Here is a 20186-nt window from a genome sequence, read left to right on the forward strand (position 1 = left end):
GGGGAGGGCAGGGGTTTCTCCTCGGTAACGCACGCGGGCATGCGCGGTGCATTGAAGCGGACGTTTCAGGGGAATCTTCCCCCCGCTCAAGTGTCGACGGAGCCGCACCCGCGCTGCTATGCACCTCGCCATGGAAGTCCTCTCCGCATCGCGCCGCGCGCTTGTCGCCGCGCTGGCCCTGACGTTGACCGCCTGCCCCAAGACGCCTTCCCGCACTGACAGCCGGGACGACACCTCCGGGGGCGACTCCACCCAGCCCGATCGCCCGCGCGTGGAGGTGAAGCAGGACGCCACCGCGAACGCCGCGCTCGCGCAGGCCCGCACCCAGGCGCAGTCGAACCCGGACAAGAAGCAGGCTGCGGAGGCCTACCTGTCCGTGCGCAAGGCGTACCCCGCCACCACCGCCGGCCAGGACGCGCTCTACAACGCGGGCGTCCTCTACTTCGAGGCGAGGGACTACGCGAACGCGCGCAAGAGCTTCAACGAGCTGCTCTTCGAGAACCCCCTCTACGCCCAGGCCGACGACGCCAAGCACAAGCTGGCCGTCTCCGCCATGGAGGTGGGCGCCTACCGCGACGCGTACCAGACGCTCACCAGCCTGGCGGAGCGCGCGGAGGGCGCGGAGAAGGAGCAGCTGCTGAGGGAGGCCGCGCGCGCGGCGGAAGGCGCGGGCCTTTACACGCAGGCGCTGTCCTCCGCGGTGAAGGAGGCGGGCGACGCGCAGACGGCGGAGGAGAAGGCCGCCGCGGTGAAGAAGGTGGAGCAGCTGGTGGAGGGCCGCGCCAGCTTCCTCGACATCGCCCGCGTGCAGGAGGGGCTGTCCCCGTCCAACCCCGCGTGGCCGGTGCTCCAGTTCAAGCTGGCGCGCATCTACTACCACCTGCGTGACTGGTCCCGCCTGGAGGAGACGCTCCAGACGTTCCTGCGAGATGCGCCCAACAGCACCTTCGCGCCGCAGGCCAAGGAGCTGCTCGCGCGCGCCACCCGCCGCGTGGAGGTGCGTCCGCGCACCGTGGCGGTGCTGCTGCCCATGTCGGGCCGCTACCAGCCCATCGGCGAGGCGGTGCTGCGCGGCGTGAAGCTGGGCCTGCAGGGCAGCGACATCGAGCTGGTGGTGAAGGACACGCAGGGCGACGTCAACAAGACGGGCACTGCGATGGAGCAGCTCGCGTTCGACGACGGAGCCATCGCGGCCCTGGGCCCGCTGCTGGTGGACGACACCAAGCGCGCGGCGCTGCTGGCGGAGGAACTCCAGGTGCCGCTGCTGACGCTCAGCCGTCAGGAGGGCATCACGGACATTGGTCCGTACGTCTTCCGCAACATGCTGACGAACTCCGCGCAGGCGCGCGCCATCGCTGACTACGCGATGAACGTGAAGGGCTACAAGCGCTTCGCGGTGCTCTACCCGAACATCCCCTACGGTGTGGAGCTGGCGAACGAGTTCTGGGACGACGTGGTGTCGCGCGGCGGCGTGGTGCGCGGCGCGGAGTCGTACTCCTACGACCAGACCACGTTCACCGGTGAAGCGAAGCGCCTGGTGGGCCGCTACTACCTGGAGGACCGCGGCGACTGGGCGGAGGCCGTGCGCGACGTGCAGGGGGAGAAGATCACGGACGCGTACCGCCGCCGCAAGGCCATGGAGAAGGCGAAGAGCGGCGTGGAGCCCATCATCGACTTCGAGGGCCTCTTCATCCCGGACGACTGGCGCCGGGTGAGCCTGGTGACGCCCGCGCTCGCGGTGGAGGACATCGTCACCAACGCGTGCGACCCGCGCGACCTGGAGCGCATCCGCAAGACGACGGGCAAGAAGGACCTGAAGACCGTCACGCTCTTCGGCACCAACCAGTGGTCCAGCCCCAAGGGCCGCTCGGGTCTGCCGGAGCTCCTGGAGCGCGGCGGCAAGTTCGTCACCTGCTCGGTGTACGTGGACGGCTTCTTCGTGGACTCGCAGCGGCCGGCCACGCAGAAGTTCGTGAAGGGCTACCGCGAGGCATACCGCGAGACGGGCCGCGACCCGGGCCTGCTGGAGGCCATCGGTTACGACTCGGCGCGCATGGTGCGGCAGGTGCTGGACAAGCAGCGGCCCAACACGCGCGCGGCGATGCGCGAGGCCCTGGCGGGGCTGAAGGACTTCGATGGCGCCACCGGCCGCACCTCGTTCAACGACAAGCGTGAAGCGGACAAGCAGCTGTTCCTGCTGTCCGTGGACAACAAGGGCGTGAACGAGATCAACGTGGACAAGGAGAAGGCCGCCGTCCGCGGGTCGGGTTCATGAGACAGCGCACCGGGGGCTTCGTCCTCGCGGGCGTGCTGACGCTCACGGGCTGCGCGCACACGGCCGTGGGCCTGGCGCCGGACACGCAGGGCCGGTTGGAGTCCACGCCCGGAGGCTTCCTCTCCGGCGCGGTGGAGGGCTTCGACGCGGAGCCCACCGTCCTCAACCGCAAGGACTTCATCTGGGCGCTGGACTTCGCGCCGCGCGGCCAGCGCGTGGCGTACACGCGCCTGGGGGACAAGGCGTACCACGTCTCCATCTGGGACCTGTCGCCCGCCGCGGCGAAGCCCGGTGACGCCCGCGCGCCGGTGATGCGCGCGGATCCCTCGGTCAACGTCCAGCAGTACGACCTGGAGGGCGTGACGTTCTCGCCGGACGGCTCGCGCGTGGCCACGGTGAGCCGCAGCGGCGCGGTGCAGCTCTTCGACGCGGCGACGGGCTCGCAGGTGGTGGCGCTCGCCACGGAGGAGCCGCTGGTGTCGGTGGCCTTCCATCCAGACGGCAAGTGGCTGGCGGTGGGCAGCGCGCAGGGCCTGGTGTCCCTGCTGTCCGTGCCGGAGCTGTCGTTCGGCGCGGAGTCGCGGCTGCACGTGGGGCCGGTGAGCGCGCTGGCGTTCGCGGCGGACGGGACGCTGTACTCGGGCGGCTGGGACGGGCACGTGCGCGCGTCGGACACGCCGGAGCAGGTGCTGAAGCCGGACGTGGCGCGCACGCACTTCGAGCGGCGCGGCGGCTTCGCGGCGGTGCAGGGCCGCGTGGACAGCGGGCCGCCGGTGGTGCTGGCGCTGGACTCGCGCACGCCGGTGGTGGTGCTCACCACGGCGGCGGCCACGGCGTCTGGCATCGACGTGGCGTTCCTGAAGGACACCGTCACCGTGCCGGGCGCGCTGGGCAACACCGTGGCGCGGCTGTCGCGTGGACGCACGCTGCGCTTCAAGCAGCTGACGTTGCCGGGCGTGGACGTGGCGGTGTGTGACGCGTGCGTGCCGCAGGGCAGCCAGGGCGTGCTGGGCGCGCCCTTCGCCGAGCGCGTGGACACGGTCTTCGACGAGACGACGGCGGAGGCGGTGCTCACGCTCAAGGGCGGCGCTCCGGAAGGGGCGAGCACGGCGATGGCGCGGACGCTCACGCCTCGGCTGGACTTCACCTTCCCGGCGCACGTCAACGACGTCACCGTGGACGCGCGGGGAAAGCGGCTGGGCGTGGCCTTCAGCCAGGAGAAGGCGGAGCGCAACCGCACGGTGTACGAGCGCGAGCGCAAGGGCATCCAGGAGCCCCAGGGCCCGTGGAACGCGGGCGCGCTGGTGGACGCGGCCTCCGGTCAGGTGCTGCGCAAGTGGGAGCTGCACCACGGCGTGGTGTCCACCGCGGCCATCGCGCCGGATGGGCGCTCGCTGGCGTCGGGCGGGTGGGACCGGCGCGTGTATCTCTTCGCCGAGGGCGCGCCGGAAGCAGCGGGTGAGCTGGAGTTCGGCTGGTCCGTGCGGCGCGTGCGCTTTTCGCCAGAGGGGCATCAACTGGGCGTGGCCGCGTGGACGCCGCAGAAGGCCACCGGCAGCCAGGAGAGCGACCCGGCGGCGGTGGTGGTGGGCGTGCGCTACGCGTCCCCCTCGGTCGAGACGCGCGCGGCTCAGTAGTTGAGGAACACGGCGCTGCGCGGAACGCCGCGCTGGGCCAACTGGGCCATCACGTCCTGCACCATGTCCGAGGGGCCGCACACGAACGCGATGGCGTGTTCCAGCGGCTCCTCGCCCAGGTGGGCCTGCACGTAGCCGGTGAGGCCCTGCCAGCCGCTGGCGCCGGGGCGGCTCACGGTGCACAGCACACGCACGCCGTCCTCCAGCCACTGCTGCAGTTCGTGCTGGTACGCGAAGCCGCCCGCCGTGCGCGCGCCGAAGTACAGCGTCACCCGGCCATACGCGCCGCGCTCCTGTCGCACGGCGGCGATGACGGGGCGGATGGCGGAGATGCCGGAGCCGCTGGCGAACAGCAGCAGGTCGCGGCCGCGCGCCTTCTCCATGGGGAAGCCGTGGCCCGCGGGACGCGTCACCTCCACGTGCGCGCCCAGGGGCAGGTGCAGGAGCGCGGACGGCAGCGTGCCTTCGTCCTTGAGGAGGAACTCCCACCGCGTGCCGTTGGGGGCGGGCGGCGAGGCGATGGCGAACATGCCCGGCTGCTCACCGGGAATGCGCAGCTGCACGTACTGGCCCGGATGGGCGTGCGAGCCCACGAGCGGCGTCCCGCCGATGTCGAGCACCCAATCGGTGAGGCCATCCGCCGCGGGGGTGCGGGCGGTGACGGTGGCTGTGTGCCAGTCGCTCATGGGGACTTTCTAACCCGTCCTCCTGGCGCGTGCCTGCCCTGCTAGAGTCGTACCCGTGAAGACTGTGTTCTGGCTGTTCATGTTCTTCGTCGGCCTGGCCGGCGTGGTGATTCCGATCACGTACCTCTACACGGCCAGCAAGCTGCCGCGGCTGGAGAGCGAGTTCGACGTCGAGAGCCAGCTGCGCCATCGCATCGAGGGCGACCGGATGAGCATCCTGGCCGGCCGGATGGACCAGGGCATCCGGGACCGCTCGGCGGTGACGTTCGCGCGGCCGGACTTCTCGCGGATGCCCAAGGATCTGGTGGCGCTCTACATCCGCCAGATGGAGTGCCCCACCTACTTCCAGACGCCGCGCGAGGATGGGCGCGCGTGGGCGTGGCGCCTGTTCGCTGGCGTGACGTTGGGCACGGCGCCTCCGGGGGACGGGGCCTGCGAGCGGCGGCTGGCCATGCGCATCGCGCGGTCGATGGGCATCGAGGGGGACCTGCAGCTGTCCGTGGCCGCGCACCGGCTGCACGCCTTCTTCCAGAAGGATCAGCTCGTCGCGTACGACCTGTCCATCATCCGCTTCGAGCGCGGCGTCGTCGGCGTGGAGGACGCGTCCCGCAAGCTCTTCCAACGCGAGCTGGGAGAGCTCCAGTTGTCGGAGCTGGCGGAGCTGCAGCTCGCGCTGCCGCCGTACGGGTATTACGGCGACATCAAGGCGTGCAAGAACGCGGGCCTCATCCGGCAGAACCGCGACATGCTGTTGCAGGACCTGGCGGGCTACGCGCTGGTGAGCGAGGAGCGCGCGCGCAACGCCATCGCGCAGCCGGTGGCGTGCGTGTCGGTGAAGTAGCGGGCATTCAGCGCCGGACTTCCGCGGGCACCTGCGGAAGCCAGCCCACCTCCAGCGCGCCCCACAGGCCCAGCAGGATGGCCTCCGCGGCGTCGTGGCGCAGCGAGGTGGGGCGGGGCGCGTGGGACCAGTCGATGACCCGCCGCGCGAGCGTGTCCGCGGCGTCCTTGGCCAGCGAGCCGCTGCGCTGCTCCCGTGCGTAGAGCAGCCGGTGGCGCCAGTCCTCCGCGGCCACGCGAAGCACGGGCAGGGCGCGGCGCAGGGCCTCGCGCTCCCAGACATCCGCGATGGGGCCACCGCCTTCCAGCACGAGCCACGTGAGCGGAGACGCGTCCTGGAGCACGGCGGGCACCGCGCGCTTGAGCCGTGCGTGCGTGCCGAGGTTCTGCGAGCGGTACCACTGAAGCCGCCCGTCCGCGCCGAAGCGCGCGAGCCCGCAGCGCAGGCCCAGGTCCACCGCGAGCAGCGCAGGACCTGGGGACGCGGTCATGGCGTGGGCTACTTGAGGTACTGCTGCTTCCAGCCGCGGAGCTCGCTGAGGATATCCGCGCGGCCCGCCGAGTCGTCCGCGTTCTCCAGCCGCTTGATCTGCTTGTCCAGGTAGTTGAGGGCGGCCTGCTGGGTGAGCCCCTTGTGGACCTTGTTGTCGGCGTACAGGGGGCTGTTCTCGACCTGCTTCACGGTGTCGAGGATCAGGTTCTTCACGGCGGACTCGCTCGAGGACTCCGTGCGCTTGGGCGCCGAGACGTCGCGGACGGTCTTCACGGCCACGGCCTTGACGGTGGGCGGCACCGGTTTCGCCGCAGGGGGCTCCTCGACGACAGGCACGGGAGCGGGCTCCTGCACGGGCGCGGCGACGACCTCGGGCGCGGGAGGGGGCGGCGTGGGTTCCACCTTCGGGGCGGGAGGCGGCGGAGTGGCGACGGCGACGACCGGCGGAGGCGCCTCGCTCCCCCCGCGCGTGGCGATGACCACGCCCACGGCGGCGAACAGCACGGCCGCGCCCACGGCGATGGGGACGAAGCGGCGCAGGGAGGTCGTCTCTTCCTGCGGCACCATCAGGTCGTCCGGCGGGACCGGCGGAGGCACCTGGGTGGTGGGGCGGCGCGCGTCCGCGTCGCTGACGACGACCGCGGCGGCGGGCTTGGGCTGCGCGGGCTCGACGGGAGCGGGCGCGGTGGGGTTGGTGCGCGTGGCCCGCAGGGTGCGGCGCAGCTTGGACAGGTGCTGACGCAGGGCATCCGCGGAGCCGGGGCGCGTCTCCGGGTCCTTGGTGAGCATCTGCAGGATGAAGGCGTCCACCGCGGGCGGCAGGTCGGGGACGAACTCCGACGGCCGGGGAGGGCGCGCCTCCACGTGCTTCATCAGCAGGTCCACCGGGGAGCTGCCGATGAAAGGCAGCCGGCCGGTGATGATTTCGAAGGTGACGACGCCCATGGCGTACAGGTCCGTCATGGGTCCCACGGACTGGCCGCGGGCCTGCTCGGGCGCCATGTACTCCGGAGTGCCGACGACCATGTCGGTGCGCGTCTGCGCGGTGCGGACGGTGGGCCCTTCGCCGCGCTTGGCGAGACCGAAGTCCAGCAGCTTCACGTAGCGCGTGCCGTCCGGCTGGCGCACGAGGAAGATGTTGCTGGGCTTCAGGTCGCGGTGCACCACGCCCGCACCGTGCGCGGCGCCCAGGGCGGCGAGCACTTCATCCAGGAGGGACAGGGCCTCCGGGACGGGGAGGCGGCCCTTCTCCGCGAGGATGGCGTCCAGCGGCTGGCCATCCAGGTACTCCATGACGATGTACTGGCGACCGTCCGGGAGCTGGCCGAAGCCGAAGATGTCGATGATGCCGCGGTGGCGGATGGCGTTGACGGCGCGGGCCTCCGCGAGGAGGCGGGCCACCTGTTCGGACGAGTGCGCCAGTTCAGGGCGCAGCACCTTCACGGCGACGCGCTTGCCGATGAGGGGCTGGATGCCGTCGTAGACGAGCCCCATGCCGCCCACGCCAATGCGCGAGCGCAGCTCGTACTCGCCCAGCTTCAGGCCGATGAGGGGGTCGGTGATGGCGGTGGCTTCAGTACCGGGGTGCTCCACGATGACCTTCGGTTCCGGTGGAGTCGGATGGAACGACGACAGCACGACGGTGCCATCGCGAGGGCACACCGCCGTCTCGGACGGAACGGTGAGGCCGCAGGTTTCGCAGATCAACTCGGATGACATCTCCACCACGGGGGAGCGTAACAGGTGAAATCCCGGGAAGCGAAGTCAGGGCCCGGGACACGCCGGGCAAGCAAACAAGCACCTGCCCCCGGGTCGCGTTTTCTCACCCGCTGGTGTCACACAGCGGGCGATGTGGTGGGTCAGGGCGTTCCGGCGTCGACGACGGTGCAGTCGACGAAGGTTTGAGAAAGCCCGGTGGGGCCTGCCTGGCCACCTTCACTGGGTCCACCCACACCACCTGCCGCAGCTTCCACCGAGGATGCGCTCAAACCGAGCTCGGCACTCCCCACGCACCAAACGCCGACGGACGGACCTCCCGCTCCTCCTGCACCCGCGCCTCCAGGGCTTCCGTTTCCACCTCTACCTCCACCGCCGCCGTTACCACTGTAGACAGTGATGAGTGGGCCCGTACCTACCCGGTAGTTCGTGGCGGTGCCAAAACCGCCTGCCGCACCGTCTCCGCCCACGCCTCCAGGGCCTCCTGCACGTCCGCGCCCTCCCGTACCGCCGGTCCCCGCCTGAAGACGAGCACCGCCTTCCAGAGTCATGCGTGAGTTGATCAGTGTGAGCGCGATAGACGCTCCACCCCCGTTGCCGCCACTTCCTGGCCCGCCGCCACACCCTCCCGCGCCACCGCCGCCACCAGAGGCCGCGCCCGCGGTGGATGCCACCGGCACACTGCTGGTCCCGCAGGCGCCTCCGCCGCCTCCGCCACCTCCACCACCTCCTGCGAAGCCCACCTTGCCCGGCTGCCCGCCTTCACCTCCGCTGAGGGACCAGAGCCCGGTGAGCGCATCCAACTGGCCCAGCGACGACTGCCCGGGAAGCCCCGCAGCTCCTGCCCCCGCCGGCACCGCGCCAGCGGCACCCCCCGAGCCATTCGACACGTTGCAGGCGCAAGGGCCCCCGTCCTCGGGGCAGACGACAACGCCCCTCGGCCCGCCCGCACCACCATCTCCGCCCTCGGGCGAGGGGGCCCCACTTTCTCCCGGGAGTCCGTCACCTCGGGTCAACCCCGGGCCACTGGTCCCCCCTGTCCGCTCTCCCCCTGGCGAGCAGGTATTGGTCCCGCCGACCATGGGGTTTCCGCCCTTCTGGGCAAGGCCGTCTTCACCTTGGGTGCCGGGTCCGCCATCCGCACCCGATGTCCCTGGCACCCCGTCCGTTCCTGGCCCACCCATTCCCGCTTCAAGAGTGGTTCCACGGAGTTGGACGTCCGTGCTGTTGAGGACCTTGAGCGCGATGGATGCGCCGTTATCGGCGGCCCCCTTCGCGGATGCGATGTGCAGTGCATCGAGAAGGACGACTCCATCCGTGACATTCGTGACGGCAAACGCCAGTGCACCGCCGTCGAAGAACGTCGTGCCACCGCCATCCTTGAACCGATCCCAGAATTCGTTTCCGCGCCACGTGTATCCGCCGTAGAGCGAAACGGGCATGTCCACCACGGGCGCTGCCTCGGTGTACGTACCGGTACCCAGGTACACGATGTTGCGCCCCGTGCCGCCGTCGCGGATCTCCTGGAGGGCTCGGGCCAGGGTCTTGAACGGTTGTGTCCGGGTACCGTTGTTGTCGATGTCCTTGCCGCCCTCCGGATCCACGAAGTAGCCCGCGTCCGCGACACCGTCGATGCCGTCGCAGTCGTTGTCGAAGCCGGTCAGGTCGGGGTAGTCGGGGTCGGCAGTGGGGATGCAGTCATAGCCGCCGTCGCCCGCGTCACCGGCGTCACCGGAGTCACCCGCGTCCGCGCCACCGTCCCCGCTCGCCTGCGGTCCGCAGCGGCCCTCGCCCTGACAGTTTTCAAAGGCCGCGTCGAAGTTGCTGCAACCGCCCACGCTGAGCACCGCACCGAACACCGCGCCCAGCGCGCCGACCTTCCAGAGGTTTCGCATGGCTTTCCCCGTGCTCACTGCCACGTCCCAGCGAAGCTCAGACCACCGCCCTGGGGCGTGAGCGTCACGGACGGCTGAACGTTCGTCTGCTGCACCGGCAGGAAGTACATCAGCGCGCCCGCCGCGATGGCCGCCGCGCCCACGCCGATACCCACCGCGCCAATCGTCTGCGAACGCTTGCCGGAGTCGCGCAGCTTCTCCGCGTCCTGCAGGTTCGGATACTCGTTGTTGTTCAGGTCGCTGAGCTTGCTCCGCGACTGCACGAAGAACACCGTCCCCACACCCGCGAGCACCACGCCACCCGCCGCGGGCACCCAGGCCCACTTGCGGCGTCCCGGCGTCTCCACCGTCGGCGTGTCCGTCAGTCCCAGCTCGGTGGGCGGCTGCACTCCCGGCGTCAGGTCCGGCCCCGGCAGCGGCTGCTTCACGCCCGGCGTCACGTTGGGCGTCTGCTGCGCCACGGGAGGCGTCACCGGCGGCGCCACCGGCTCCGGACGCAGCACCCGCAGCGTGCGCGGCACCACCACGTCCAGCGACTTGTTGAGCGCGTCCAGCACCTGGTCCTCGCTCACGCCAGGGACCGACTGCTCGACCAGCGGCGCGCCATCCTGCGCCGTGTACACGCGCACGCCCGCCTTGTACGCGTTCAGGTACGGGCCAATCTCCGTCACCATCACCACGTCCGTCTTCGCCGCCAGGCCCAGCGACGCGATGCAGGACGGTTGCGTGCGGTTGCAGCGCATCATCGCCGTGCGCTTCTTCTTCGGAAGCGTGCGCGTCACGTCCTCCACGCGGATCACCTCCAGGCCGCGGGCCTTGAGCTGCTCGGCCACGTGCTCCTGGGCGGTTCCAACGAGGTAGCGCGGCGTTCCCCGCGTCACGTCCGTGGGCGCCAGCAAGACGGTGACGGGTTTCGCGGAGGATGCGGGTGCGGGCGCCTGGGCGACCACCAGGGTGAGCGCGGCGAGGAAGGGGATCAACACGGGAGCACTTTCTCCCCTGACCCGTCCTCCTCGCAAGGTCAGGATTCGCAGACCCGCGTGGTGGGACAGGGCCCCACCCACCCGGGGGCGACGCCGGTGTCCGGCGCCGGGCTCCCCGCGTGGACGTTTCACGTCGCCGTGGCCGGGGACGCCCGGACTGGGTCCAGGGTCCCCCCGCGCCTTTTGGCGGCTACCGGCGCGTACGATCCGGCGCCGGGCGGATCTGCGTCTTCTCCGACGTGTTCAGCTCCGTCTTCGGCCGGTCGTCGTCCTCGTCCTCATCCGAGGGCGGCGGGGGGGGGCCCGGCGGACGGCGCATGGGCGTGGCACCCGCGCGCAGCGTGTTGGCCGGCGGGGTGCCGGGACGCGCGGGGGCGGGCGGCGGGCGGCGCGGCGGCGGCGTGTTGCGCGCGGGCGGGGCCTCCGCGAGCAGGTCCTCGGACACCTGCACCAGCGGCTCGGAGGGCGGCGTGGAGCGGGTGTCCTCCTGCTCCGCGAACGGGTTGCGTGTGGGCGGCGGCGTCTTGTCGTCGTCCTGCGGAGGCGGCGGGCGCGGCGGCGTCGAGGGACGCAGCGCCGGCGCGGCCTTCGCGGGCGGCGGGGCCGGAGGCGCGGCGGCGGGCTTGGGCGGGGTCGCCGCCGGCTTGGGGCCAGCGACGGGGCCGTCCGGGGCCGCGTTGCGGAGCACCTGCTCGAACTTCGCCCAGTCCTCCTTGAAGTGCGCGGGGTCCGGCAGTCCCTGCTCGCGGTGCTTCAGCGAGGGGGCCCAGCGCAGGGTGTACGCCTCGCCCACCTGGAAGCTGGGCGGGGGCGGCACGCCGTAGGTGGCGGGGTCGAAGAAGGCGTCGTCCAGGTCGTCGAAGCCGTACGCGCGCGCCTTCTGGATGAAGTTGGGGATGATGCCGGTGGGCGCATGGTAGCCCAGGATGTTCTCGTGCTCGTCCTTGGCGACGGGCGTGAAGACGAAGATGTCCTGGGTGCGGTACTCGCCCTTCTCGTTGAGGGGCAGCACCTCCGACAGGGCAATCGTCTTGCGGCTGCCGTCGTGGAGGCGCTCGCAGCAGATGACGAAGTTGATGGCGCTGGCCACCTGGGCGCGCACGGCGACCATGGGCAGCTCCACGGACGACATGAGGCACAGGGACTCGATGCGGCGCAGCGTGTCCGTGGGCGTGTTCGCGTGCGTGGTGGCCAGCGAGCCGCCGTGGCCGGTGTTCATGGCCTGCATGAGGTGGAAGGCCTCGCCGCCGCGCACCTCGCCGACCACGATGCGGTCGGGGCGCAGACGCAGCGCGGAGTGCAGCAGGTCTCCCATGTCCACGGCGCCCTTGCCGAACTTGTCGGCGGGGCGGGATTCAAAGGCCACGATGTGGGACTGGTTGAGCTGGAGCTCGGCGGAGTCCTCGATGGTGAGGATGCGCTCCTCGTCCGGGATGAGGGACGAGACGATGTTGAGCAGCGTCGTCTTTCCGGAGCCCGTGCCGCCGGCCACCAGCATGTTGAGCTTGGTGGCGATGCCGGCCTCGATGAGGCGCGCCATGGGCTTGGTCAGCGACTTGAACTTCAACAGCGAGTCGATGGTCAGCTTGTCCTTGAAGAACTTGCGGATGGAAATCGTGGTGCCGTTGCGCGCGATGGGCGGAATCACCACGTGGATGCGGCTGCCGTCGGGCAGGCGCGCGTCCAGGCGGGGGCGCTCCTCGGTCAGGGGACGGCCCACGAACTGGGCCATGTTGCGCGCGGCGCCGATCAGACCTTCTTCGGAGAAGGAGGCATCCGTCTTGATCAACCGGCCCTTGCGTTCGATCCACACGTCGGTGGGGCCGTTGATCATGATTTCCGACACCGACTCGTCGTCCAGGTAGAGGAGGACGGGCTTGAGGAAGGCGCGGAGCGACTCGGTGTACATCGTCATGGCGGGAGCAAGGCTAGCGCGCTCCGGCCCGGGCCCCAAGCTCCCGCCTTGAGTGCCTGCTCGCTTTCCGGTGTGGCGTTCCGGCACGATGCCGGCCGGAGGTGGTCATCCGCCCTCCGTTCCCGAGGAAGGGGTGTCAGCCCATGCGCGGTCCCTGGTGGTGCTGCCTGGTGTGCTGGCTTGGGGGCTGCGCGTCCTCCGCCGTGCTCGACCCGGACCTCGTGCGGCCAGAGCCCGGGGCTGCCTTCCTGGAGGAAATCCCGGGTCCCCTGCTGGGGCCGTTCGAGTCGGCCTCGGATGCGCTCCTGGCCGCGTGTGGAAAGATTCTCTCGAAGCCCCACGCCAGCGCGGGTCGCCCGGATCATCCCAGCTTCAGCACCCACTGGCGCGTCTCCAGCGAGTACTGCGCATGGCTGTACTACACGCCGGAGCATCAGTACGCCGTCAGCCGGCTCACCGACCAGTCGAAGGTCGATCCCGCTCAGCGGAGCAAGAGTTGCCTGCTGCCCTCCAAGGTCGCGGATGCGCGGTATCCCGCCGACTCGATTCGCTACATCTACGCCCTCCACAACCATCCCTATGGCAGTGCGCTGTCCTCGAATGACCTGCGCTTCATCGTCTCCGAGGGCCGGGTGCATGGCTTCGAGACCGAAACGAAGGGCGGACGAGTGAGGCTCTCCATCGTCGCGTTCTTCTCCAATGCGATGGAGCCCGCGTCGTGTGATGGCTTCCACCAGTACATTCCCCTCACGGGTCAGTTGCTGAAGTGGACACGCACCGCATCGGCGGGATGGCAATGCGAGCAGACGGGGCGCGTCACATGGCACGATGCGGACGCATTGGACTTCACCCTCCAGAAACTCCAGGGCCCCTGCCTGAAAGGGGCGGGACCATGAAGCGGCTGCTGCTCGTGGGTGCGGTCTTGTGCTTCGGGTGCATGCGACGCGAGGCGAGTCCGTCCGATTCGCTGGCGTCGGAGGACCGCTCCATCGTCTTCCCGGAGATGTTCGCGCGCGAATCGCTGAGCATCGGGGCTCGGGGGCAGCCGTACTCGCTGGATGGGAATCTGCTTCGGGCCATGGTCGTGGCGGCCGATGACTTCCTTCCTCGTCAGCAGGAGGGACGGTCCTGTTGGAGCAGGAGGGAGGCCCATCGCTTCAGGCTCCTCCGTGAAGGGGACATTGTCTTCATCCGCATGGACCTGGACCCGCGTGCCTGTGAACCCGGCGGGCTGCTGCTGGATGGCGGTGTCACGTACGCGGTTCGACTGTCGGACGGACGCATCCTGCGGCGGCTCCACGATGGCGAGCCAGAGGGACCACGTGTCCCTGGCGGCTCCGATGCGGGCGTGCCCACCGGCCCTTCGGACCCGTCCATCCCCGTGGGAGACACCTCCTGGGGCCAACAGCAGCCCTCGTTTCCAGCCCAATGGCTGGACGCCGGGAGCCCCAATCCCTAAGCGGGCCCCCTCAGAACGCGCGCGCTGGTCTAGGGTACGGCCCACGGAGGGACGCAATGAGCCTGGCCGATGGGTTGCCCGAGGACTGGAAGAAAGTACTGCATGACGCCATCCATGCTCCGTCGTTCACGGAGCTGGAGAAGTTCGTGCGCAAGGAACGCCAGGAACAGACCGTGTTCCCATCGGAGGAGGACGTGTTCTCCGCGTTCCGCTTCACGCCCTACGCGGACGTGCGCGTGCTGCTGCTGGGCCAGGACCCCTACCACGGCCCGGGTCAGGCTCATGGACTCGCCTTCTCCGTCCAGCCGGGTGTGCCGTCCCCGCCGTCGCTCGTGAACATGTTCAAGGAGCTCCAGAGCGACGTGGGCGCGCCGAAGCCTCGCGACGGGTCGCTCATCCCTTGGGCGAAGCAGGGCGTGTTCCTGCTCAACACCGTGCTCACCGTGCGCCAGGCCTCCCCCAACAGCCACGCGAAGCACGGCTGGGAACCCTTCACCGACGCCGTCATCCGCGCCGTCAGCGCCAAGGCGGACCCGGTCGTCTTCCTCCTCTGGGGCAAGCCCGCGCAGAAGAAGAAGGCCCTCATCGACGAGAAGCGCCACGTCGTCCTGGAGGGCGTGCACCCCTCGCCGCTGTCCGCCAGCAAGGGTTTCTTCGGCAGCAAGCCCTACAGCACCACCAACGCCGCGCTGAAGAAGCACGGCCAGCACACCATCGACTGGCAGCTGCCCTCATAGGAGCGTGTCGCGTGGGTTGGCTATAGTGCCCGCCCACGATGGCCACGACCTTCCTTGAAGACGCCGCACGCACCCTGGCCGCTGAAGCCGTCGCGGCCATTGAGTCCCAGACCGCCGCGGAGGTCGTGGTGTCCGTGCGCCGCTCCTCCGGCGACTACGCCCACACCGATGCACGGCTGGGCGCGGCCGTCGCCTTCGTCATGCTGTTGGTCCTCCTGTTCATCCCGCAGGAGGTCCACCTCTTCGCCTTCCCGCCCGTCGTGCTCCTGGCCTACGCCGCGGGCGTGATGGGCGGTCGCCTGCTGCCGTCGCTGCGCCGCGCGCTCACCCCGCGCAAGCTCCAGGAGGACTCCGTGCGCACCGCCGCGAAGGCCGCCTTCACGGAGCTGGGCGTTTCGCACACGTCGCGCCGCACCGGCATCCTGGTGTTCATCTCCCTCTTCGAGCGGCGCGTGGAGGTCGTCACCGACTACGGCGTGGACACCTCGCTCATGGGCGCCGAGTGGCAGGACGCGCTCACGCAGCTGTCCGCCGCTCTGGCCGCGTCCACCGCGCCCGAGCCCTTCCTCCAGGCCCTGCGCCGCATCCAGGCACCGCTTTCGCGCGTGCTGCCCCGCCTGGAGGATGACGTGAACGAACTGCCGGACATGCCCGGAGCCGTCGCGTGAGGCGCTCCCACTCCGTCCTCCTTCTCGCGGTCGCGCTGTTCCTCGGGCTGGGCCTCGCCTCCATCCCGGACGCCGACGCGCGCCCCGGTGGTGGCAGCTCCTATCGAGGCTCCAGCCGCAGTTCGTCGAGCAGCCGCAGCTCATCGAGCAGCCGGAGCTCGTCGAGCAGCCGCAGTTCGTCCAGCTCCAGCAGCCGGTCCTCTTACAGCTCCGGCCCCCACTACAGCTCCAGTAGCTCGTCGTCCTCGGGTGGAGGCGGAGCGTTCGGGGGCTTCTGCCTGCTCATCGTCGTCATGGGCGTGGTGGCCATCGTCGTCATGAACATGAAGCTGGGCGCGGGGCAGAGGGACTGGAGCACCACCGCGCCCCATGCGCCTCCGCCGCCCCAGCGCCAGGGCTCGCTGCGCACGAAGCTCGCGCGCCTGGCCCGCGTGGGGCCCAAGGGTTCGGACGGGTCGGTGCATCCGATGGACCCGGAGTTCTCCATCGTCCTCTTCGAGGACTTCGTCTATTCGCTCTTCGCCCGCGTGCACGAGGCGCGCGGCGGCGGCCGCCTGGACACACTGGGGGGCTGGCTGTCCGACGGCGCCATCGACTCGCTCCACGAACTGGGCACTCCGGACGCGGTGAAGGCCGTGGTGGTGGGCGCCGTCACGTACGAGTCCGTGGAGGGCATCAGCGCGAACAGCCAGCGCGTCCGCGTCGTCCTGCGCTTCGAGGCCAATTACACGGAGGTCTCCTCCGGCTCCGAGCAGAGCTGGTACGTCGCGGAGGAGTGGCTGCTGGAGCGTGACGCGTCCGCGAAGTCCCGCCCGCCCGAGGACGTGCGCGCCTTCAAGTGCCCGAACTGCGGCGCGGCGCTGGAGTCCGTGCACGGTCACAAATGCTCGTACTGCGACACGGTGGTGAACACCGGCGAGTTCGACTGGGTGGTGACGCGCGTGTCGTCGCAGGAGCGCGAGCAGCGCGGGCCCCAGCTCACCGGCACCACGGAGGAGCAGGGCACGGAGCTGCCCACCATCAAGGACTCGCGCTCGCAGGAGCGGCTGAACGCGCTGCTGCATGACGACCCGGAGGCGACGCCGCTGGCGCTGCGCAAGCGCCTGGAGTTCATCTTCCACGAGATGCAGACCGCGTGGGCCGCGCGCGAATGGAAGGGCATGCGGCCCTTCCTCAGCGACAACCTGTTCCAGACGCAGCTGTACTGGATCAACGCCTACCGTGAAGCGGGCCTGCGCAACATCACGGAGAACGCGCACATCACGAACATCGTGCTCGCGCGCGTGACGCGGGATGAGTACTTCGACGCCGTCACCCTGCGCGTGTACGCGTCCAGCCTGGACTACACGGTGCGGGACCGGGACAAGCAGGTCGTGGGTGGCAGCCGTTCCCGCGAGCGCGCCTACAGTGAGTACTGGACGCTCATCCGCGGCCGGGGCGTGCGGGGCAAGCCCTCCACGCAGAAGAATTGCCCATCGTGCGGCGCCCCGCTGTCCATCAACATGGCGGGCCACTGCACGCACTGCCAGGCGCGCGTGACGTCCGGCGAGTTCGACTGGGTGCTCAGCCGCATCGAACAGGACGAGTCGTACCAGGGCTGAGCCACGGTCCTTCATGCACACGCCCCACTGGTTTTCGTTGCTCGGTCTCCTCGTCACGGCCACTCCGGCCGCCTCGGCTCCGCAGTCCTTTGGAGATTGGTTCGATGCGCGCGTGAAGGCGGAGAAGGCCGTCGTCCGCGAACGCTTCCAGCTCGACCTGGATGGGGACGGCAAGGAGGACGATGTCGTCTGTTACGACTTCAAGGATGCAGATGGGCCCGGGACCACGACGCCCGTCATCCTGGTGGGGCTGGCCACCGGCGAGCGCTTCGCCATGCGCGGTGGAGGGCTGGGCCCGATTGATCACGTCGATTGTCCCAGCGCGCCGTCACCGAAGACGAAGGGCCGGCCGAGCTCCCTCCGCCTCCGCGGCAATGGCCTGACGGGCTACGTGGGGGCGGTGTCCCTGCTGTTCGACAACAAGGGGCCCCTGCTGGTGGGTGGCGAAACCGGTGACCGGTACCACGCGTGGAGCATGGACCTGGTCTCCCAGCGGACGGAGCTCTCGTCCTACGAATACTCCGAGTCGCAGACCGAGGACCCTGTCCCGAACCGGTCCGCCTCGATGCTCGCCTCCGGCACGCAGGAACCCGCGCCGCCCGCGCCGGTCTGGGTGAGCTGGGGGAAGAAGAACTGGAGCGGTGACGCGGATGCGGGCCTGAAGGTGCAGTGGCTGCGCAAGGGCACCACGGTGACGCTCATCGCGACGCTCCTCGACGACCAGCCGGTGCCCGCGGCGGATGCCAGCGCGAAGGCCATCCTCGGCGCGGATCACCTGGAGCTGTGGTGGCGCGAACCGGACGTGGACTCCAAGCGCGCGGTGCAACTGGGCGTGGCGCGCACCGCCGACGGCAAGCCCGTCGCCACGTGGTTCCAGCCTCCCGGCCGCAAGGACAAGGCGCTTCCCTCCATCCGGTGGACCGCTCCCGACCGGTTCGAAGTGGATCTCCCCGTGAGCTGGCTTGTCCCCAAGCCGCGCGACGGCGTCACCGTCCATGACGGCGACATGGAACCACCGTCGGGGCTGGCGGTCGTCACGGTCGTCTTCTCCGACAGCGACGGGAAGGGGCAGGAGACGCTCGTCTCCACCACGGAGAAGCGTCCCGGCGCTGAGGTCTTCAGCTCCCTCTACCTGGCGGAGCCCGGAAGCCTGTACCCCCGCTTGAGCAAGGGCGTCTTCAGCTGGGTGCCAATCCAGCAGGGCACCACGCTGCGTGAACTCGTCGGCGAGTAGCGCCAGAGGGGCCCGCATCTCCCCGGGACATCCACGCCGGGAACACTAGGATGCGGTGCATCATGACCGCGCCCTTCCTCGTCGCCACCCTCGTTGAACCGCTGGAACCCGGGCACTACCGCTCGCGCTACGAGGCGCCCTGGTATCAGGGCCGGGGTGCGTACGGCGGCGTGGTGGCGGGGCAGGTGCTTCGCGCGATGGAGCACCAGCTGAACGACCCCCAACGGCAGGTGCGCTCGTTCACCGTGCACTTCTGCTCGCCCGCGGTGGAGGGCGTGGCGGACCTGCACACGCGCATCGAGCGCGCCGGCAAGTTCGTCACCCACTCCACCGCGCGAGTGGAGAGCGGCGGAGTCGTGGTGGCCGTCGCCACGGCGACCTTCGGCGCCGCTCGCGGTGGGGCTCCCGAATACATGGACTTCGTCATGCCGAACGTACCCGCGCCCGGGACGCTCACGCCCGTCCCCGACGACGTGCCCATGCCGGACTTCTGCCGCTTCTTCGAGTACCGCTACTGCGTGGGCTCGGCGCCGTACTCGGGTGGGCCCGAGGCGGAGGTCGGCGGGTGGCTGCGGCCTCGCGTTCCCACGGCGCTGGACTCGGCGCTTTGCGTGGGGTTGATGGATGCGTATCCGCCGTCCGTGCTGTCACGTCTGGACGGCTTCCGCGCTGCGGCGTCGGTGGACTTCAGCGTGCAGTTCTTCCAGCCGTTCCCGGTGAAGGGCATCGCGCCGGACGCGCACTACCTGCGCACCGGCCGCTCGCGCCAGGCCGCGGAGGGCTACACGGAGGAGACCCAGCTCCTCTGGGCGGAGGACGGCACGCTGCTCGCGCAGTGCCGTCAGCTCGTCGCCGTGCTCGGCTGAAGCGTCAGCTCGGCCACCACGGCGTGGTGGTCGGAGACGGCGTCGGGCAGGCGCTCGTAGCGGGTGAAGCGCAGGGCGTGGGAGATGAGCACCTGGTCCAGGCGCTGACGCGCGTGCGGAACGGGATACGTGGGCTCGCCTTCGGAGAGCGTGTGCAGTCCCAGCTCCGCGCACAGGCGGGCCACGGGACCGTCCACGTCCTCCGCGTTGAAGTCGCCCATCACCACGCGAGGCCGCTCTGGCCGCTGGCGCAGGGCGTGGATGAGCTGCTCCACCTGCCTCCGCCGCACCGCCGCGGAGAACGGATCCAGGTGCAGGGACACGACCTCCGGCCCCTGCTCCCCGGCGAGCGTGGCCACGACGTAGCCCTTGTCCACGCGCCGGTCGCGCCCGAAGTGCGCCGTGTCTCGGGACTCCAGCGGATGCCGGCTCAGCAGCGCGGTGCCCTGCGCGAACAGTCCCGGAACGCCGGAGTGCACGCCGTGATGCACGTGCGGATACCCGGCCTGCTCCGCGATGCGGGCCACCTGATCCACCCGTCCGCTGAAGAGGCTGGACCGGTCCGCCTCCTGCAACGCCACCACGTCCGCGCCTTCACGCGCGAGCAGCGCCGCCACCCGGTCCAGCGTGCCCAGCAGCGCGGACCGCCCGCGCAGGAAGGGCATGGGCACGGCGAACGGTGCACCGTGCGCCACGTTCAGGGTGAGGACCTTGAGTCGCACGGGCCCGACGAACTCGGAACGGCTCAGGCGGCGATCTGCTTGCGCAACAGCCGCGTCAGCTCCGCGGGGTCCACCGGCTTGGGCAGCAGCTCCGCGCCGTAGCGGATGGCCACGGGCAGCAGGTCATCCAGGTCTGAGTGGCCGGTGAGGAAGATGAACGGCGCGCGGCACTCCTGCAGCTCGCGCATGGCGACGAGCACGTCGGAGCCGTTCATGTCCGGCATGTTGTAGTCGCACAGGATGGCGGCGATGCCGGTGAGGTCCAGGTGGAAGGCCTCGGCGGGGGACTGCACCGTGAGCACCGTGTAGCCCGCGTCTCGCAGGGTGTCTCCCACGGTCGCGAGCACGAAGAGGTCATCGTCGATGACCAGCACGGTTGGCATGGGCGCTCCTCCAGCGCCTGAGCGGCGCGCGCGATGCGCACGAGTGTATCCGAGCCCGCGCGTCCGCGCGCCACAC

18 protein-coding genes are annotated in these 20186 nt (G+C 70.3%); 10 read left to right on the plus strand and 8 right to left on the minus strand.

Annotated features, from left to right (window positions below):
- Window positions 1-130 precede the first annotated feature (130 nt).
- Together D7Y04_RS02925 and D7Y04_RS02930 are read left to right on the plus strand one after the other, a co-directional pair.
- Entirely contained in the window at window positions 131-2275 is a 2145-nt protein-coding gene (locus D7Y04_RS02925) for a penicillin-binding protein activator (RefSeq protein ID WP_233601252.1), read from the plus strand.
- A complete protein-coding gene (locus tag D7Y04_RS02930; RefSeq protein ID WP_121758234.1) occupies window positions 2272-3912 on the plus strand; it encodes a WD40 repeat domain-containing protein in 1641 nt (546 codons plus the stop codon). Before D7Y04_RS02925 ends, D7Y04_RS02930 begins: the two co-directional genes overlap by 4 nt.
- On the opposite strand, the gene D7Y04_RS02935 is transcribed toward D7Y04_RS02930, so the two are convergent.
- Window positions 3906-4598: an NAD-binding oxidoreductase gene (locus D7Y04_RS02935; RefSeq protein WP_120593918.1), complete on the minus strand. Its 693-nt coding sequence runs from the start codon at window positions 4596-4598 to the stop codon at window positions 3906-3908. The genes D7Y04_RS02930 and D7Y04_RS02935 overlap by 7 nt on opposite strands.
- Window positions 4599-4677: 79 nt before the next feature.
- On the opposite strand from D7Y04_RS02935, the gene D7Y04_RS02940 reads away from it, so the two are divergent.
- On the plus strand, window positions 4678-5439 hold the full coding sequence (locus D7Y04_RS02940) for a transglycosylase domain-containing protein (RefSeq protein WP_216669207.1): 762 nt from the start codon (window positions 4678-4680) through the stop codon (window positions 5437-5439).
- 7 nt (window positions 5440-5446) lie between these two features.
- Here D7Y04_RS02940 and D7Y04_RS02945 read toward each other — a convergent pair whose 3' ends face one another.
- The 5 genes from D7Y04_RS02945 to D7Y04_RS02960 form a co-directional block, all read right to left on the minus strand.
- Window positions 5447-5929 (minus strand): hypothetical protein, encoded by a 483-nt coding sequence (locus tag D7Y04_RS02945; RefSeq protein ID WP_120593920.1) that lies wholly within the window; start codon window positions 5927-5929, stop codon window positions 5447-5449.
- An 8-nt stretch (window positions 5930-5937) separates the two neighbouring features.
- The gene (locus D7Y04_RS02950; protein WP_121759257.1) at window positions 5938-7650 is read right to left on the minus strand and encodes a serine/threonine-protein kinase; all 1713 of its coding nucleotides are present in this window, start codon (window positions 7648-7650) and stop codon (window positions 5938-5940) included.
- Between the two features lie 140 nt (window positions 7651-7790).
- Window positions 7791-9542, minus strand: coding sequence for a hypothetical protein (locus D7Y04_RS43935; RefSeq protein ID WP_147477024.1), 1752 nt, complete (start codon window positions 9540-9542; stop codon window positions 7791-7793).
- 14 nt (window positions 9543-9556) lie between these two features.
- Window positions 9557-10525, minus strand: coding sequence for a hypothetical protein (locus D7Y04_RS02955; protein ID WP_147477025.1), 969 nt, complete (start codon window positions 10523-10525; stop codon window positions 9557-9559).
- Between the two features lie 190 nt (window positions 10526-10715).
- Window positions 10716-12440 carry a CpaF family protein gene (locus D7Y04_RS02960; protein WP_121758236.1) on the minus strand — a complete coding sequence of 575 codons (1725 nt, stop codon included), beginning with the start codon at window positions 12438-12440 and terminating at the stop codon, window positions 10716-10718.
- 143 nt (window positions 12441-12583) lie between these two features.
- On the opposite strand from D7Y04_RS02960, the gene D7Y04_RS02965 reads away from it, so the two are divergent.
- The 7 genes from D7Y04_RS02965 to D7Y04_RS02995 all read left to right on the plus strand — a co-directional run bounded on the left by D7Y04_RS02965 (window position 12584) and on the right by D7Y04_RS02995 (window position 19005).
- Window positions 12584-13336, plus strand: a complete 753-nt coding sequence (locus tag D7Y04_RS02965) for a hypothetical protein (RefSeq protein ID WP_121758237.1) — start codon at window positions 12584-12586, stop codon at window positions 13334-13336.
- Window positions 13333-13899: a hypothetical protein gene (locus D7Y04_RS02970; protein WP_121758238.1), complete on the plus strand. Its 567-nt coding sequence runs from the start codon at window positions 13333-13335 to the stop codon at window positions 13897-13899. The genes D7Y04_RS02965 and D7Y04_RS02970 overlap by 4 nt, the downstream gene beginning before the upstream one ends.
- 56 nt (window positions 13900-13955) lie before the next feature.
- Window positions 13956-14636: a uracil-DNA glycosylase gene (locus D7Y04_RS02975; RefSeq protein WP_120594663.1), complete on the plus strand. Its 681-nt coding sequence runs from the start codon at window positions 13956-13958 to the stop codon at window positions 14634-14636.
- A gap of 38 nt (window positions 14637-14674) precedes the next feature.
- Window positions 14675-15304: a hypothetical protein gene (locus D7Y04_RS02980; RefSeq protein WP_121758239.1), complete on the plus strand. Its 630-nt coding sequence runs from the start codon at window positions 14675-14677 to the stop codon at window positions 15302-15304.
- Window positions 15301-16905, plus strand: coding sequence for a TIM44-like domain-containing protein (locus tag D7Y04_RS02985; RefSeq protein WP_121758240.1), 1605 nt, complete (start codon window positions 15301-15303; stop codon window positions 16903-16905). Before D7Y04_RS02980 ends, D7Y04_RS02985 begins: the two co-directional genes overlap by 4 nt.
- Before the next feature lie 13 nt (window positions 16906-16918).
- Window positions 16919-18139: a hypothetical protein gene (locus D7Y04_RS45435; protein WP_233601253.1), complete on the plus strand. Its 1221-nt coding sequence runs from the start codon at window positions 16919-16921 to the stop codon at window positions 18137-18139.
- A 62-nt stretch (window positions 18140-18201) separates the two neighbouring features.
- Window positions 18202-19005 carry an acyl-CoA thioesterase II gene (locus D7Y04_RS02995; RefSeq protein ID WP_121759259.1) on the plus strand — a complete coding sequence of 268 codons (804 nt, stop codon included), beginning with the start codon at window positions 18202-18204 and terminating at the stop codon, window positions 19003-19005.
- Here D7Y04_RS02995 and D7Y04_RS03000 read toward each other — a convergent pair.
- Both D7Y04_RS03000 and D7Y04_RS03005 read right to left on the minus strand, forming a co-directional pair.
- Entirely contained in the window at window positions 18981-19727 is a 747-nt protein-coding gene (locus D7Y04_RS03000) for an endonuclease/exonuclease/phosphatase family protein (protein ID WP_121758241.1), read from the minus strand. The two genes, D7Y04_RS02995 and D7Y04_RS03000, sit on opposite strands and share 25 nt — an antisense overlap.
- 23 nt (window positions 19728-19750) lie before the next feature.
- Window positions 19751-20110: a response regulator gene (locus tag D7Y04_RS03005; protein ID WP_120594668.1), complete on the minus strand. Its 360-nt coding sequence runs from the start codon at window positions 20108-20110 to the stop codon at window positions 19751-19753.
- Between the last annotated feature and the right edge of the window lie 76 nt (window positions 20111-20186).

Origin of the sequence: Corallococcus sp. AB038B (genome assembly GCF_003668955.1) — a bacterium.
GTDB lineage: Bacteria > Myxococcota > Myxococcia > Myxococcales > Myxococcaceae > Corallococcus > Corallococcus exiguus.

Coding starts and splice junctions, on each gene's coding strand:
- D7Y04_RS43935 (WP_147477024.1), bottom strand. CDS start 9,542: ATGCGAAACCTCTGGAAGGTCGGCGCGCTGGGCGCGGTGTTCGGTGCG.
- D7Y04_RS02950 (WP_121759257.1), bottom strand. CDS start 7,650: ATGTCATCCGAGTTGATCTGCGAAACCTGCGGCCTCACCGTTCCGTCC.
- D7Y04_RS02940 (WP_216669207.1), top strand. CDS start 4,678: ATGTTCTTCGTCGGCCTGGCCGGCGTGGTGATTCCGATCACGTACCTC.
- D7Y04_RS02935 (WP_120593918.1), bottom strand. CDS start 4,598: ATGAGCGACTGGCACACAGCCACCGTCACCGCCCGCACCCCCGCGGCG.
- D7Y04_RS02975 (WP_120594663.1), top strand. CDS start 13,956: ATGAGCCTGGCCGATGGGTTGCCCGAGGACTGGAAGAAAGTACTGCAT.
- D7Y04_RS02960 (WP_121758236.1), bottom strand. CDS start 12,440: ATGACGATGTACACCGAGTCGCTCCGCGCCTTCCTCAAGCCCGTCCTC.
- D7Y04_RS02980 (WP_121758239.1), top strand. CDS start 14,675: ATGGCCACGACCTTCCTTGAAGACGCCGCACGCACCCTGGCCGCTGAA.
- D7Y04_RS02965 (WP_121758237.1), top strand. CDS start 12,584: ATGCGCGGTCCCTGGTGGTGCTGCCTGGTGTGCTGGCTTGGGGGCTGC.
- D7Y04_RS02970 (WP_121758238.1), top strand. CDS start 13,333: ATGAAGCGGCTGCTGCTCGTGGGTGCGGTCTTGTGCTTCGGGTGCATG.
- D7Y04_RS03005 (WP_120594668.1), bottom strand. CDS start 20,110: ATGCCAACCGTGCTGGTCATCGACGATGACCTCTTCGTGCTCGCGACC.
- D7Y04_RS45435 (WP_233601253.1), top strand. CDS start 16,919: ATGCACACGCCCCACTGGTTTTCGTTGCTCGGTCTCCTCGTCACGGCC.
- D7Y04_RS02995 (WP_121759259.1), top strand. CDS start 18,202: ATGACCGCGCCCTTCCTCGTCGCCACCCTCGTTGAACCGCTGGAACCC.
- D7Y04_RS02945 (WP_120593920.1), bottom strand. CDS start 5,929: ATGACCGCGTCCCCAGGTCCTGCGCTGCTCGCGGTGGACCTGGGCCTG.
- D7Y04_RS02930 (WP_121758234.1), top strand. CDS start 2,272: ATGAGACAGCGCACCGGGGGCTTCGTCCTCGCGGGCGTGCTGACGCTC.
- D7Y04_RS02925 (WP_233601252.1), top strand. CDS start 131: ATGGAAGTCCTCTCCGCATCGCGCCGCGCGCTTGTCGCCGCGCTGGCC.